General features: G+C 34.5%; 14 protein-coding genes. 3 read left to right on the plus strand and 11 right to left on the minus strand.

All coding sequences use genetic code 11. From position 1 onward, the window contains the following. Positions 1 to 71: 71 nt before the first annotated feature. Positions 72 to 632 (plus strand): DUF1836 domain-containing protein, encoded by a 561-nt coding sequence (locus tag MHB74_RS26955; protein WP_061680111.1) that lies wholly within the window; start codon positions 72 to 74, stop codon positions 630 to 632. Positions 633 to 808: 176 nt separating this feature from the next. Here MHB74_RS26955 and MHB74_RS26960 read toward each other — a convergent pair whose 3' ends face one another. The 3 genes from MHB74_RS26960 to MHB74_RS26970 form a co-directional block, all read right to left on the minus strand. Further along, positions 809 to 2,047, minus strand: coding sequence for a hypothetical protein (locus MHB74_RS26960; protein ID WP_061680112.1), 1,239 nt, complete (start codon positions 2,045 to 2,047; stop codon positions 809 to 811). A 244-nt stretch (positions 2,048 to 2,291) separates the two neighbouring features. After that, a complete protein-coding gene (dbpA, locus tag MHB74_RS26965; RefSeq protein WP_061680113.1) occupies positions 2,292 to 3,737 on the minus strand; it encodes an ATP-dependent RNA helicase DbpA in 1,446 nt (481 codons plus the stop codon). Positions 3,738 to 3,925: 188 nt separating this feature from the next. Then, positions 3,926 to 4,957 carry an acyltransferase gene (locus MHB74_RS26970; protein ID WP_061680114.1) on the minus strand — a complete coding sequence of 344 codons (1,032 nt, stop codon included), beginning with the start codon at positions 4,955 to 4,957 and terminating at the stop codon, positions 3,926 to 3,928. A 242-nt stretch (positions 4,958 to 5,199) separates the two neighbouring features. On the opposite strand from MHB74_RS26970, the gene guaC reads away from it, so the two are divergent. Together guaC and pepF are read left to right on the plus strand one after the other, a co-directional pair. After that, positions 5,200 to 6,183: a GMP reductase gene (guaC, locus tag MHB74_RS26975; RefSeq protein WP_000432444.1), complete on the plus strand. Its 984-nt coding sequence runs from the start codon at positions 5,200 to 5,202 to the stop codon at positions 6,181 to 6,183. Positions 6,184 to 6,320: 137 nt separating this feature from the next. Further along, on the plus strand, positions 6,321 to 8,138 hold the full coding sequence (gene pepF, locus MHB74_RS26980) for an oligoendopeptidase F (RefSeq protein ID WP_061680115.1): 1,818 nt from the start codon (positions 6,321 to 6,323) through the stop codon (positions 8,136 to 8,138). 37 nt (positions 8,139 to 8,175) lie between these two features. On the opposite strand, the gene MHB74_RS26985 is transcribed toward pepF, so the two are convergent. The 8 genes from MHB74_RS26985 to walK form a co-directional block, all read right to left on the minus strand. Continuing rightward, complete coding sequence (locus MHB74_RS26985) at positions 8,176 to 9,054, minus strand: radical SAM/SPASM domain-containing protein (RefSeq protein WP_061680116.1); 879 nt, start codon at positions 9,052 to 9,054, stop codon at positions 8,176 to 8,178. A gap of 140 nt (positions 9,055 to 9,194) precedes the next feature. Next, positions 9,195 to 9,674, minus strand: coding sequence for a 23S rRNA (pseudouridine(1915)-N(3))-methyltransferase RlmH (gene rlmH, locus MHB74_RS26990; protein ID WP_001027003.1), 480 nt, complete (start codon positions 9,672 to 9,674; stop codon positions 9,195 to 9,197). A 59-nt stretch (positions 9,675 to 9,733) separates the two neighbouring features. Then, complete coding sequence (locus tag MHB74_RS26995) at positions 9,734 to 9,919, minus strand: CxxH/CxxC protein (RefSeq protein ID WP_001052827.1); 186 nt, start codon at positions 9,917 to 9,919, stop codon at positions 9,734 to 9,736. 53 nt (positions 9,920 to 9,972) lie between these two features. Further along, positions 9,973 to 11,148 (minus strand): S1C family serine protease, encoded by a 1,176-nt coding sequence (locus MHB74_RS27000; RefSeq protein ID WP_061680117.1) that lies wholly within the window; start codon positions 11,146 to 11,148, stop codon positions 9,973 to 9,975. A gap of 63 nt (positions 11,149 to 11,211) precedes the next feature. Next, positions 11,212 to 12,006 (minus strand): MBL fold metallo-hydrolase, encoded by a 795-nt coding sequence (locus MHB74_RS27005; protein ID WP_061680118.1) that lies wholly within the window; start codon positions 12,004 to 12,006, stop codon positions 11,212 to 11,214. Beyond that, entirely contained in the window at positions 11,990 to 12,832 is an 843-nt protein-coding gene (locus MHB74_RS27010; protein WP_061680119.1) for a two-component system regulatory protein YycI, read from the minus strand. The genes MHB74_RS27005 and MHB74_RS27010 overlap by 17 nt, the downstream gene beginning before the upstream one ends. Next, the gene (locus tag MHB74_RS27015; RefSeq protein WP_061680120.1) at positions 12,813 to 14,129 is read right to left on the minus strand and encodes a YycH family regulatory protein; all 1,317 of its coding nucleotides are present in this window, start codon (positions 14,127 to 14,129) and stop codon (positions 12,813 to 12,815) included. The genes MHB74_RS27010 and MHB74_RS27015 overlap by 20 nt, the downstream gene beginning before the upstream one ends. Continuing rightward, positions 14,126 to 15,967, minus strand: coding sequence for a cell wall metabolism sensor histidine kinase WalK (walK, locus tag MHB74_RS27020; RefSeq protein WP_061680121.1), 1,842 nt, complete (start codon positions 15,965 to 15,967; stop codon positions 14,126 to 14,128). Before walK ends, MHB74_RS27015 begins: the two co-directional genes overlap by 4 nt.

The following is a 15,967-nucleotide window of genomic DNA, read 5'->3' on the forward strand; positions in this document are numbered from 1 at the left end:
TTTCGTAATACCATATTTAAAGATAAACTAAACATTATGCTCCACTAAGTTATAAAAGCGAGGGGTTCTACGTGGAAAATATAAATAAATTACTTGAAGCATTACATTTAGAAAAAAATATTACGCTTGAGGATATTCCAAATGTCGACTTGTATGTAGACCAAGTTGTCCAACTATTTGAAAATACTTATGCGGATACAACAAGAACCGATGATGAAAAAGTATTAACAAAAACAATGATTAACAATTACGCAAAAGGTAAACTGTTTATTCCAATCAAAAATAAAAAATACTCAAAAGATCATATGATTTTAATTAGCTTAATTTATCAATTAAAAGGGGCCCTTTCCATTAATGACATAAAAAGCTCCTTAAAAAATATAAATGAATCCTTATTAAGCGAGGATTCATTCGAATTAAATACGCTATATAAAGATTACCTTTCTCTTACCGAAAACAACGTCGAAAGCTTTACACAAGACGTAAATAACCGTGTTTCAGAAGTAAGTGAAATTTCTTCTTTAGAAGATCCGAACCTAGAGAAGTTTTTATTACTAACATCATTTGTGTCGATGAGTAATATGTATAGGCGCTTAGCTGAGAAGTTGATTGATGATTTAGAAGAAGCCTAATAATTATAAAGTGAAACTTTAATCAGTGGGGGGTCTTACTGCCCATTAAAGCGGGATAAAAATGAGCTTCCACTATCCGATATGATTGTATTATTTTCTATTGAGATTGTACTCTTTCAAAAAAAAAGTACATTTTGCATACTGGCAAAATGTACTTTTTTCTAACATTATAATTTTTATTGTTTCTTTATTAGCAATTCAAAGCGATCACAATACTCTTTTACTAATAATTTACACATAGCATAAAAAATAAAAACATTAATAGTAACGATAAACATTCCCATATTCGTATTAAAGCCCGCATACAAGACCATTACTATATTTAAAAAGATTGTTAACGTTAATCCTAAAGCTATTCCTGTCCATTTCATTTCATATAGCAGTAAAAAGAGTACAAATACTAACGCTGGGAAAGCATATCTCTCATGTATTTGCGTAGGTAACATAAAGAACGCAAAACTTATAAAAGTCGCGGCTTTCAGTAGAACTGCCGTATTCATATGACGATGGAAAAAGACATATAAGCAAGTTAATGCCGCTGCAATAGACAAGAGTATTAACCCAACTGTTTTCAATGTAATATGTGGTACAACTTGAATCGTATCCACCATATTAGGATCCGTACCAATCGCATAATACCAAATATTCATAGCAAATACAGTTACCGTTGGGAAAGTACCCACCGCATTTAAATATGCTTGTGTTAACATAGTAATAAATGTTCCATGGGCTGCGAAATAAAGACCGAATAGTAATAACGGGATACAGAATCCTATTATAAATTTAATTAATTGCTTACCTTCCCTTTTTTCAAAAATGACTTTTAGGAAATACATAGCAAATACAGGCGCAATTACAATTGATTGAAATTTAGCTAGTAACGCTATAGCGTAAATAGCACCAGACCAAGTTGGCTTAGACATTAGTAATAAAATAGAACTAACCATCAATATACTATGTAGCATATCTACTTGACCCCAAATAGTCCCATCCACTATAATCGCTGGGCTAAATGCAAAAAATGTTACTAATGCTGCTCTCACAATCGAATTGTCTATCCTTTTAGAAACTATAGCAAAAATGATTATGGCTACTACTTCAAATGCAATGGATGGGACTCGAATTAAAACACCCGCGGCTTCCACATATGTATTAAAAAACGACAATATCCCTCCATAAATACCTAAAAGAGCTAAGAAAAATGGCGGATAGTTTACTAAATCTCCATGTGCATACACATCACCTAGTCCATATTTACCTACTGTATTCATCCAATCCACAAAAAATAGTTGATCTCGTTCATATCCTTCTAAATAAAATGCTAAATATAAACGGAATAACAGAGATGCAACAACTACTACAACCAAATAGAAATGAAGCCATTTTAAACTCCACCTATCTTGAGTAAAATTCATTAAACAAAACACCGTCCTTACTTTTTATAGCTTACAACAATTGAATTAAAAATCGAATTGCTTATATAAAAATATCTCCCTAAACGAATTAACAAATTTCCATTCAATGGTATAAAAAATCAAATGAATATACTAACATACAAAAAAACCATCGTCAATCACGTATTAGTTGAGGTCCATTCAAATTATCCGCTCTATAAATCAGCCTCAAAAAAATATCCACCTTTAAAGTGGATATTTTCATTTATTTAATTGCCTCATGAACTTTTAATTGTTTACCTTTTATCGTTGTATTTCTCATAACCTTTAAAACAAGTGGTCCTTTTCCGTTTAATATTTCAACATATGAAACATTATCTTGTATGGTAATAATACCTATATCATTAGCAGAAACACCTTGAATTTTAGCAATGGTCCCAACGAAATCTACGGCTCTAATTTTCTTTTTCTTTCCACCATTAAAGTACAATTTCATAATTCCTTTGTTTAAATCTGCATTTTTATCTTTCTTTATAATTGGTTTAGCATATATCTTTTCTTCAAATACTGCTTTCCCTTTCATAACTTCTTCTTTTGAAGGTCCCAGTTTCTTTGGAATTTCAAATCCGATATATTCCTCAATCTCTTCTAAAAATCTATTTTCATAAGGCGTTATAAATGTAATAGCTTTTCCACTATTACCAGCTCGTCCCGTTCTTCCCGTACGGTGTACATAGCTTTCTTTTTCTAATGGAATATCGTAATTAATAACATGTGTAATATTATCAATATCAATTCCTCTTGCAGCTACATCAGTTGCTACTAAATAACGGAACTTTCCTTTTCTAAAATCATCCATAACTTCAAAACGATCTTCCTGTACCATACCACCATGTATTTTGTCACAAGGATAATTAACTCGTTTTAGCTGTCTATATACATGGTCTACGTTTTCTTGCGTACGACAAAAAATAATGCAACTATCTGGATTTTCAATCATAGTTACATCCTTAAGAAGTGAAAGCTTCTCTTCTTCCCTTACTTCAAAAAGGGTATGTTCAATTTTATCTGTTGTAATCCCAGCTGCTTTAATTTCAATATGAGTTGGTGCATTCATATATGTACGGGATAACTTTTCAACATCTTCTGGTAGGGTTGCTGAAAATAGCATTGTCATTCTTTTTGTAGGTAATTCATCAATAATTGCCTCTACTTGATCGATAAAGCCCATATTTAGCATTTCATCTGCTTCATCAATCACTAAATATTTCAATCGCTCTAAAGAAAGGGTCCCTTTTTCAATATGATCCAACACACGTCCTGGAGTTCCCACTACAATATGCGTCTTTTGCTTTAACTCTAATTTTTGACGCGCAAATGGAGATTTACCATAAATTGCAGCAGCTTTAATTCTTTTGAATCGCCCTATATTCGTAATATCTTCTTTCACTTGAACAGCAAGTTCCCTCGTTGGTGTTAAAACTAATGCTTGTGGTTTATTCTCTTCCCACTCTACCATTTCACAAAGTGGTATCCCGAACGAAGCCGTTTTTCCACTTCCCGTTTGCGACTTTACAACAAGATCCTTCTTTTGCAATGCAACTGGAATAACTTCTCCTTGTACTTCTGTTGGATGCTCATATCCTAAACCAGTAAGTGCTTGTCTTACTTCTTTACTTAATGCATAATTGCTAAAGCTTTTTTTACTCATATATTAACCTCATTTGATTTTATATTTAACTTATTCTGTTCTTCATGCCTCACTTTAGACTATAGTAAGATACTATATTAATCCACTGTTTTTAATTCGTTTATATCTAAATTTATTTAAAGATAATTTTAAAATAGTAAAGGGCAGCCTTAATTATAAGTCTGCCCTATCTATACCATATTCATTTTTTACGGAACCAATTTTTTCACAACTGGTATTCTTTGCAATACTAACGTGATTATCAGACTAAGAACAATTGTAATCGTTACATTAATAGGTATTGCCAATATTGCATGTACACGTTCATTTACTTTAGGGAAAACCATGTACAACAAGTTATTTAATAAGAAGAAGTGAAGAATATAGATTCCAAGGCTTGCTTGATTTATAAAACGGAATAACAATGGCAATTCTCTTTCTGATTTTTGGAAAGCGTATTTGAAAAATACAAATAATCCAATCGCCATCAGCACAACGCCTGGCGCAAAATATCCGTACCAAAACTGCTCTAACTGTCCATTTGCTTTTAACGTATAGTAATAAGTAATAAAGAATGTACTAATAAATCCTACAAGTCCTCCAATGTAAGAAATACTTCTCCACTTTTTTGAAATATCAAAATTAGATAAATAGTAGCCCAGTAGGAAATACCCTACATAATTTGTAACGTAAAATAATTCAATATTAAAATTGATAGGATAATAATATTTAACTAAATTGACTATAACAGACGCATATAACCATAAAATTAAAAAGTATTCTATCTCTCTTTTTTTAGCGTTCTTCACAAAAATTTTCAGTAGAGGTGTAATTAAATATATCCCTACAATCATGTATAAGAACCATAAATGTCCCCCTATAGTATCCGTTAAAAAGTGCTTAATCCCTTGCTTTAAAGATACCGGGAAATATCCTGCATATGCTCCATATGCATAAAATATAGCACTCCAAGCTACAAAAGGTATAATCACTTTACTTGCACGCTTCTGTAAAAATTCCCCGACTGAAATATCTTTTGTCCCCTTTAACAATAAAGCTCCACTAATCATTACAAAAATCGGAACACTCGCACGTGAAATTGATTCAAATAGATTACCAGCCATCCAGCGTGAAACATTATTTGCATCTAAAACCGCAACATAACCAGCAGAAACGTGAATTGTAACAACCGCGATTGTCGCTAATACTCGCAACCAGTCCATATACATTAATCGCTTCATTAAAATCTCTCCCAAATTTGTATATTTAATTTTTTTATTTGCCACACATAATTTTATATCAGAAAATTCCATATTAAAACATTTTTCCGACAATAAAAATCTATAATTTACTTAAATAAACTTAATTTTTAAATACAAACATGAAAACCTTTGACTTATGAGTGAAAATAATGTAAATTATCCTTTGGACGAACATTTTTTAAAAAACTAAATAAAATATTCGTATTTTAGGGGTGTAAATGATGGAAAACGTATTCGACTATGAAGATATTCAATTAATTCCTGCAAAATGTATTGTGAACAGCCGCTCTGAATGTGATACAACTGTCACTTTAGGTAAACATAAATTTAAATTACCTGTCGTACCTGCAAATATGCAAACGATTATTGATGAAAGAATCGCAACTTATTTAGCTGAAAACAATTACTTCTATATCATGCATCGTTTCCAACCAGAGAAACGTATCTCATTCATTAGAGATATGCAATCACGTGGATTAATCGCTTCTATCAGCGTTGGTGTAAAAGAGGACGAGTATGAATTCGTACAACAATTAGCTGCTGAGCAACTTACACCTGAATACATTACGATTGATATCGCACACGGACATTCTAATGCTGTAATCAACATGATCCAGCATATTAAAAAGCATTTACCAGAAAGCTTCGTTATCGCTGGAAATGTTGGAACTCCAGAAGCGGTAAGAGAATTAGAAAACGCTGGTGCTGACGCAACAAAAGTCGGTATTGGACCTGGTAAAGTTTGTATTACTAAAATTAAAACAGGCTTTGGAACTGGCGGTTGGCAACTAGCTGCACTTCGCTGGTGTGCAAAAGCTGCAAGTAAGCCAATTATCGCTGACGGTGGTATTCGTACACACGGCGACGTAGCTAAATCTATTCGATTTGGGGCGACTATGGTTATGATCGGTTCTCTATTCGCTGGTCATGAAGAGTCTCCAGGGGAAACAATCGAAAAAGACGGCAAACTTTATAAAGAGTACTTCGGTTCAGCTTCTGAATTCCAAAAAGGCGAGAAGAAAAACGTTGAAGGTAAGAAAATGTTCGTTGAGCATAAAGGTTCTTTAGAAGACACTTTGATCGAAATGGAACAAGATCTTCAATCTTCTATCTCTTACGCTGGTGGAACAAAATTAGACTCAATTCGTACTGTAGATTATGTAGTAGTGAAAAACTCTATTTTCAACGGCGATAAAGTATATTAATTTTTAAATTTAACTCGAAGGACAAGCGTTTTTATGCTTGTCCTTCTTTTATATATATAGAAATGTGAAATATTTTTATTTTACTGAATTTTCTAGTATCATGTTTTTAGATACTTATAATAAGGGGGATACAATAAATGAAAAATATAATTGAGAAACGCCATATTCGCGCGGAAGTCCCTACTGAACTAACATGGGACCTCTCTGATTTATACGAATCTGATAAAGAGTGGGAAACTGCATTACGTGTATTAACAGATGATATAAAAAAACTTGATGCGTTTAAAGGACAATTACACACTAGCTCCACTACCTTATTACATGGTCTACTTTTAGAAGAAGAGCTTTTAATGAAGTTAACAAAACTATACTCCTACGCAAATTTAAAAGAATCTACTGACCGTACAAATCCAGTTGTCCAAGCGAACTCTTCCAAAATTGCTGCTTTATGGACGAAAGTACATACTGCATTATCCTTTATCCATAATGAAATCCTCTCATTCGACGAAGGCACGATTGAGAAATATTTAGCTGAAGAAACAAAACTTGAACCTTTCCGTAAATCATTACTAGACATCCTACAAAAAAGGCCGCACACGCTCTCTCCTGAAACAGAAGAAGCTCTTGCTGCACTTGGCGAAGTACATAGTTCTCCATACAAAATTTACGGTATGACTAAATTAGCCGATATGGATTTTACCTCCATACAAGACGAACAAGGAAACGAACTCCCTGTATCATTTGCATTATTTGAAAGTAAATATGAGTTTTCTCCAAGCGTAGACATACGTAGAAAAGCGTACTCATCATTTGTTTCCACCTTGAAACGATATAAAAATACAGTGGCAACAACATATGCGACTGAAGTAAAAAAACAAGTAACACTCTCTCGTTTACGCAAATTTGAATCTGTTACTCATATGCTTTTGGCACCTCAAAAAGTTCCACTTGAAATGTATGACAATCAACTTGATATTATATACAAGGAATTAGCACCTCATATGCGCCGTTTTGCAGATTTAAAAAAGAAAGTACTAGGACTCGATCAAATGCTGTTCTGCGACTTACATGCACCTTTAGATTCCGAATTTAATCCAAGCATCACATACGAAGAAGCTGGAAAACTCATTCAAGACTCTTTACAAGTATTGGGCGATGAATATGGTTCCATTATCGAAAAGGGATTTAAAGAGAGATGGGTCGATCTTGCAGATAATGTAGGGAAATCAACAGGGGCATTTTGTTCAAGTCCATATGGTTCTCATCCATACATTTTAATTACATGGCAAAATACGATGCGTGGATGCTTCACATTAGCCCATGAATTTGGGCATGCTGGTCATTTTTATTTAGCAAATAAAAACCAGCGTATTATGAATGTACGTCCATCTATGTACTTTGTCGAAGCACCATCTACGATGAACGAATTACTATTAGCCCAGCATTTATTAGCGACGACTGACGATAAGAGAATGCGCAGATGGGTGATTCTGCAACTACTCGGCACATATTATCATAACTTTGTTACTCACTTACTTGAGGGAGAATATCAAAGAAGAGTATACACGCTAGCAGAAGAAGGAGGAGCACTTACAGCTACAACCTTAACTGAAATAAAAACAAATGTACTTTCGACATTCTGGGGAAATTCTGTAGAAATTGACGAAGGCGCTGGCTTAACTTGGATGCGTCAACCTCATTATTATATGGGCTTGTATTCTTACACGTATTCCGCAGGCCTCACTGCATCTACTGCGGTGGCTCAAATGATTAAAGAGGAAGGACAACCTGCCGTTGATCGCTGGTTAGATGTACTTCGCGCTGGTGGTACGATGAAACCACTTGAATTAATGAAACATGCCGGAGTCGATATGTCAAAACCAGACGCAATCCGTAAAGCCGTTTCTTACGTCGGCTCCTTAATTGATGAATTAGAATGCTCTTATCAAGAATAAAAAATAAGCCCTCGCTTGATGAGGGCTTGTTTCATATTTATTTTCCAAATCTTTTACGGTATCCACATTTCCTGCATAGCTCTTCGACTGCAATCCTTTTCGAAAATCCATCGACAATGTTTGTTGCTCTTTCACCTTCTATAATGTTAGAAAATGAGTCATTATTAATATTCCCAAGGTTAATAATCCCCTCACCATCTAAACAACAAGGAATAACCGTTCCGTTCGCTAAAATACCAGCTTGATTTCGAAGTCCATGACAGAATCCTTTTCCGTCATCCTCTTCTTCATGTAATGCCGGCCACTGGAATTCATAGTCTTGATTAATAAAGACACGTTCCGCAATTTTTATACCTTTTCCTGGTGTAAGCTTCTCTTCGATTTGATAAGATAGGCCAAACTCATTTTCAATAATGGATAATAAATCTCTATTTTTCTGGATTTCAGCATTCGTTTTATTATCCTGAGTTAAATTCCATAATCGTAGTGAAACAATTAAATCCGATTGACTTGTCGCCTCTCTAATAAAGGAAAGTATACTTCTTACATAACCCTCTTTATCTTGCGAACCTGGATGTCCATCAAAACTGTGTAATGAAAAATTCATTTGTCTTAACGCAGGTTTATTTAACAGTCTATGCCTTCTCTTATTAATTAACGTTCCGTTCGTTGTAATATTAACTTTAAACCCTTTTTCATGGCTTAAATCTAACAATTGATCTATTTTTGGATGGAGCAATGGCTCACCCTTCACGTGCAAATAAATGTAGTCTGTGTGAGGTTTAATTTGGTCTAATCTTTTCGCAAAATCCTCCACAGAAATGAACTGCTTCTGCCTTTCCGTCGGCGGACAAAAGCTGCACGCAAGATTACATACACTCGTAATCTCCAAGTAAAACTTTTTAAACTTCTTCACCTTTAATTCCTCACTTCTATGACTACTTATACTTTTTTCCTCTTCATATTACATCACACTTTTTTAGAAATAGAAACATACTTATTTTAGGAAATATATAAAACGGCCACATCTGTAGCCGTTTGAAGGTATTATTACAACTATTTATGATACGGTTCACCACGATTAATACGAAACGCCCTATACACTTGCTCAAGCAATACTAATCGCATTAATTGGTGTGGTAATGTCATCTTTGAAAAAGAAAGAGATTCGTTTGAACGCTTCATTACTTCTGAACTTAGTCCAAGTGATCCACCAATCACGAATGCAACTTTACTCTTTCCATATGTAGCAAGACGATCTAAGCTTACTGCAAATTCTTCTGATGATTTTTGCTTTCCTTCTATCGCTAACGCAATGACGTGCGTATCGTCAGAAATTTTATCCAGTATACGTATACCTTCTTTTTCTTTTACAATTAACATTTCTGCTTCACTTAAATTTTCTGGTGCCTTTTCATCTGGCAATTCAATTACTTCTACTTTTGCGTATGCAGATAATCGTTTTAAGTATTCTGCTATACCTTGTTTTAAATATTTTTCTTTTAATTTCCCAATTGAAATAATCGAGATATTCACACGTATTCCCCACCTTACAAACATGTTATCCACATAACTTATCCACATATCCACAAATGTTACCCACATATTGTGTGAGAATCTGTGTTCGATACAACATATGTCGCCTCGTTTTGACAAAATTCACATGTTTTTTTCTCTTTTTCCGAGTTATCCACATTGTTGATAACTGGCGCAACTTCACACTCATCCACAATAATATCTAAAGCTAATTCCACATGTTCTAAACAACAAGGTAAATTCATATTCTTCACCTCACTTTTCTACAATAGAAAACAGGAGGTAGGCCCTCCTGTTTTTAATACTTTTGAACGCCTAGTTTAACCGTTGTTGTTGCTCGTTTTGTACCACGATAAAACGTAAGAGTCATTTTATCATTAATTTTTTTATCATATAAGGCCGTACGGAATCCGATAATATCGCGAACCGGTTTTCCATCTACTGCTACAATCACATCGTGTTCTCGTAAACCAGCATCTACACCTGGCGAAGGACTTTTCACATCTAAAATGCAAACTCCCTCTGTTACATTGCCCGGTAAATGCAATGTTTTTGACCAATGATAGTTTGGAATCTCATTTAACGATCTAAGTTCAATTCCAACATATGGTCTCCTTACTTTTCCGTACTTCTCTAATTCATTCATAATTGGAACAGCCCTAGTAACTGGAATAGCTAGTCCAATTCCTTCTACTTCTTTTGCTGCAATTTTCATTGAGTTAATGCCAATTAATTGACCTGCCGCATTTACAAGTGCACCACCACTATTACCTGGATTAATTGCTGCATCTGTTTGCAATACTTCTACTTGCCAATCGTAATGTCCATCTTGATCCAAGTCTACAGGAACAATACGTTCCTTAGCCGAAATAATGCCTTGTGTAACGGTTCCAGAAAATTGTAGCCCGAGTGGGTTTCCAATCGCAATGACTGGTTCCCCTCTACGAACAGTATTAGAATCGCCAATCTCAATTACTTTTTTCACATGCTTTGCATCTATTTCTAGTACAGCCAAATCTGTGACTACATCCGTTCCTAATACTTTTCCCGGAACCTTCTTACCATCACTTAAACTTACTTCAATGCGATTTGCTCCAGCAACAACATGATTATTCGTTACAATATAAGCTTGGCCATCTGCTTTTTTATAAATTACACCTGATCCTGTACCAGCTTCTGAATCTGCCTCTGAAAAATTATCTCGTTGAATATTAATAACGCCAACAACAGCTTCAGACGCACGATCAACAGCATCAACAAAACTAATCTGTTTAATTCCTTGAGCTTCGGTCATATTACTTCCACTTGCTTCAGCTTGCGGAAGCGCGCCCGCATCATTTGCAAATAAAGGAGCTCCAAATGCAAATAACGAAGCTCCTACAATTGTTCCTGCTATGCTAGAAATAACAATACCTTTATGCTTCTTTTTTCTTGCACGTTTCATACGATAATTTTCTTCATCAATAAAGGACATATTTGTTCACCTATCTTCCTGAAAACAACTATATTCACCTTTATTGTTTACTAAAATGAAGAATTATACGTATTGAATTTTTGTAGGCATTTTCGGATCTGTATCATGAATTTTGAAGGCTTCTCCCACTCCAAATCCTTTTTCCTCTAATACTTGTGATACTGACATACGTGCTAGTTCTTTCATGTTATTATCTAAACTTAAATGGGCTAAATAAATATGTTTTGTCTCATCTGTAATTACATCCGCCATCGCTAATGCAGCATCTTCATTACAAACGTGCCCCACATCACTTAAAATACGTCGCTTAATACTCCATGGATAACGTCCCATACGAAGCATTTCCACGTCATGATTACTTTCAAACACGAAAGCATTCGCACCCTTAATAACACCTTTCATACGGTCACTCACGTATCCCGTATCTGTAATAAGGGCTAACTTTCTATTATTGTTATGAAAAGCATAAAACATCGGCTCTGCCGCATCATGAGAAACCCCAAATGACTCGACCTCAATATCACCGAATGTTTTCACATCCCCAACTGAGAAAATAAACTTTTGCTCAGTTGGGATATTTCCAATTAAATGTTCCATTGCATTCCATGTTTTCTCATTTGCATAAACAGGTAAATCATATTTACGTGCCAATACACCTAGCCCTTTAATATGGTCACTATGTTCATGTGTTACAAGAATACCTGATACATCATTTATATTTAGTTCTGCCTGTTTAAATAAAGCCTCTGTTGCTTTACCACTTAAACCTGCATCGACGAGTAATTTTTTTTCATCTGTTCCTACATATAGCATATTCCCTGTACTTCCACTTGCAAGTACGCTAAAATGCAACCCCATTCTTTCTCACTCCAGTATGTTCATCAACCACTTGATTTTCCCTTTCCCCTAATTCCATAACTTGTCCTTCAATTGCATTTACAAAGAAGTCCTGCTTCTGCTCCGTTTTTAAATTCCACGTCGGAGCAAGTACTTGGTTATTAGAAGTAGATGCGGTAAGGGTGGCATAACCAATTTGTGCTTCTTTTACATGTGTATTCCCATGAACTTTATTTTTTAAATACAGATTTTCTAAAGCCGTTTGAGCAGTAATAATTTCTTGCTGTTTCGTTTTTTCACTTTCGCCCATTTCTTTTAAATCAGTTAGCATCGTCTGTGTGTACGAAACAAGTTCATTTTTTTCATTTAATTCCACAACAATCATTGCCTGATCGTTATAGAAAATAGGCTTATCTTTATACTTTTGGAAGAAGTAGATTTTAGAGTCTTTCATCGCCCCATACTCATACTTTTGTCCATCCAATACATAGTTCTTCAAAAAATCACTATACTTATCTTTGGATAATGATTTTGTATTCAAAAAGGGCTCTTTTAGCTTACTTTCTATCTTGTACATATTTTGTATATGCGCTGTTTGATTTTTTAAAGACTGTACATCTTCTTCTTTAAATGCCTTGTTTTCCGCCCTAATAAATGACTCTTTTTTCGGTTCTTTAGGGAAATTACCCATAGTAATTTTGTTTGCTTTTAATTCTTGATCTATCTTTGTTTCTGCAATAAGCTCCAATTGATTACTATCTTGCTTTTGAATGAATTGAAAAATGAGAAAGAGGTCCAAAACAAAAAAGGTCACAATAAATATGGTTTTAATCCGATCCCAATCCATTTAGTCCTCCCTCACTCCACTCATATATTTTTTGTTTGCCAGCTTCATCTTCAACAAACTTTACATACCAAATTGGCTGTAGTCGAGCTACTTGCCCATCTAGTGATAATTTGTATCCAATACCAACGTCTTTAATGAATCGTTTATCTACCGCGGCATTATTTTCTAAGGATGCCATTACAACGTGACCCGATGGAAGAGTAACCTTCTGTTCTATGCCTTTCGTATTTAAAGACAACAACGGTCTTTCATATTCCATTACTTCTTCTGATCCCCATACTTGTCTCAGTTCAGCTAATCCATCTGTATTGAATACGGAGTATCCATCTTCGTGTAAACGGAATACGGTCTGTCCTTTATTCATATAGTCCAAACGATATGAATCCAAACTCCCACTGTGACCATTTACAAAATCAAAGCTTTTTTGTAAAAGCATTAAATTATCTGTCGTTTTCTCACTTGAAACAGAAGAATTTTTATACTTTAACATATGCTGATCGTTTTCAATCTCCATGGATCTAATACCATCTGTAAATGTTTCTTTTGATTTCTCAGTAATAGGGCTTAAATAACGTGGGTCACTAAAAAGGGCATTCTTAAATGTATCCACCGCTAAATTAGATGAAATATATGTTATATTACTTAATTCTGTCGTTCCATCTGGTAAAAATAGCTTTTTCATATCATTAATTTGATAGTCAAAATAAGGTTTTGCCGATACTATAAATTGATTTTGTGCATTTACAATATCTTTTAAATACACACCACTTAATTTTGCTTCATATATTCTAGAGTTATCACCATCAGAAACAAAATTAATTTTAATTTCTTGATCTCTACTTCGAGACGGATCAAGAATAATTCGATTAAAATGTTTAGGTTTATCTATACTTTTTCCTTTCATATTAAACATAGATTTAACTGCATCAAATGGGATGTTGGTAGGAAAAATAAGTTCAATTTTCCCTTCACCATGCACATAAGAAAGGAAATCAGCTTTAGCAATCGATATCTCTTTGAAATCATATAATTCCCCTGCTTCCAAAGGTTTATAGATTGATTCTATATCTCCCTCTCTTTTGCTCCCGTAATGATTTTTATCTTTATGCACGATGATAGAAGTAGGACGGACAACATCAGCGATTTTAGTTTGAGTAGTTCCTTCATTACCCTGCACAAATTTTGCGTTTTGCATAGACGTGGAATCTGGCACATACGTCCATAAGTTAAAAGTAAGAAATAGACTAATTACAACTAAATTAATTAAAACTATCGTTTTAACATTTTCCATACTCATTCCCAATCGTCCTCTTCATCCGCTGCCATTGGCAATGTGAAGTAAATAGTTGTCCCTTTTCCTTCCTCACTCTTCGCCCAAATCGAGCCACCATGTGCCTCAATCATTTCTTTCGCAATTGCTAATCCAAGTCCTGTACCACCCATTTGTCTTGAACGTGCTTTATCTACGCGATAAAAACGTTCAAAAATTTTATCGACGTTTTCTTTTGGAATACCCATTCCTTGGTCACTTACACTAATCTCTAATAATTCCCCGCGATCACGTAAGCGATATGTTACTGTTCCACCTTCTGGTGAATACTTTAATGCATTCGAAATAATGTTATACAAAACTTGCGTAATTTTATCCGTATCCATATCAATAAATCGGGATTTCTTAGAGAAAGATCGTTTGAAACTTACGTTTTGCTCTTTAGACATTTCAAAACGATCAATAATGTTATTAAAGAAGTCAGTAAAGTCGACCCATTCTTTCATTAAACGATGCTCTGTACTATCGAGTTTAGAAAGTTGCAATAACGCATTTACAAGTCTAATCATTCTTTCTGTTTCTTCTTGTGTAACTGTTAAAAATTGCGGTGCAATATTCGGATCTTGCCACGCGCCATCCGTAAGTGCCTCTAAGTAACTGCGCATCGTTGTTAATGGCGTTCTTAACTCATGGGAAACGTTTGCTACAAACTCACGGCGTTCCCTTTCTATACGCTCCTGCTCAGTTACGTCATATAATACGGCTATTAAACCATTTGCTTTCCCTGTCTCTTTTTGAATAACAGAGAAACTAGCACGTAAAATATATGGTTCATTTCTCGTACTAAAATCTAATAACACAGAATCAGGCTCTTCGTATAAATGATCAAGCGTAAATTCTTCTTGTATCCCTAATACTTCTAAAACAGATTGATCGAGCGCCGTTTCACGCGAAACATTTAGCATCTTTTCCGCAGGATCATTTAATAAAATAATGTCCCCTTTTCGGTCAGTAGCAATTACTCCATCTGTCATATGTGATAAAACGGATGATAATTTACGTCTTTCACTTTCCGTTGAAGAACGAGCTTGTTGTAATTTTTTTGATAAATTATTGAAAGATAATGCTAATTGTCCAATTTCATCATGGCTATGCACTTTTACTTTTCTTGAATAGTTCCCTTTTGCCATTTCAATCGCTTGTCTTCGCATATCTGAGATTGGTCTCGTAATCGTTTGAGCTAACAAAATTCCAAGTACAGCTGTTACGAGTAATGCAATAACGGTTCCAGTCGCAAAAATTTGATTAATATCCTTCATCTGTTTATAAACATCTTCCATAGATGCAACAATGTAAATAACACCAAGTGCATCTTTGCCGTTATCATCTAGAATAGGAGTAATCATAACTTGTACACGATGGCCTGTACGACCATCCTTCTCAATTTTCACTTCTGGCTTTTTCTGTACCAATACCCGCTGAACAGCTATATCAGTTGATGTTCTATTTACCTTGTTTTGCTTTGACTCATCTGAAATAGCAAGTAACTTTCTATTCGAATCAAATACTCTTACTTCTTGGATATCTTTCTTTCGATCAGAGGCAAATTTTCGAATTGAAGTTTTAATCGTTTCATCTGTTGATTCTGTTTCTGCTTTTGTATGACTTTTTTTAAACTCTTGTTTCAAGTTATACGCTAATAAGTTCGTTTGCTGCGTTAAAGAATCTCTAAAGCCCTGTACAAGACTCTTTTCTAATTCCCTTACGAAATATACCCCAATAACTTGCATAGCTATTAATATTAATAGCATATATATGAGTACAAATTTTAAATGAATAGATTGAAAAAAACCGACTTTCTTCAT

This window comes from Bacillus sp. FSL K6-0069 (assembly GCF_038007785.1).
Taxonomy (GTDB): Bacteria; Bacillota; Bacilli; order Bacillales; family Bacillaceae_G; genus Bacillus_A; species Bacillus_A mobilis.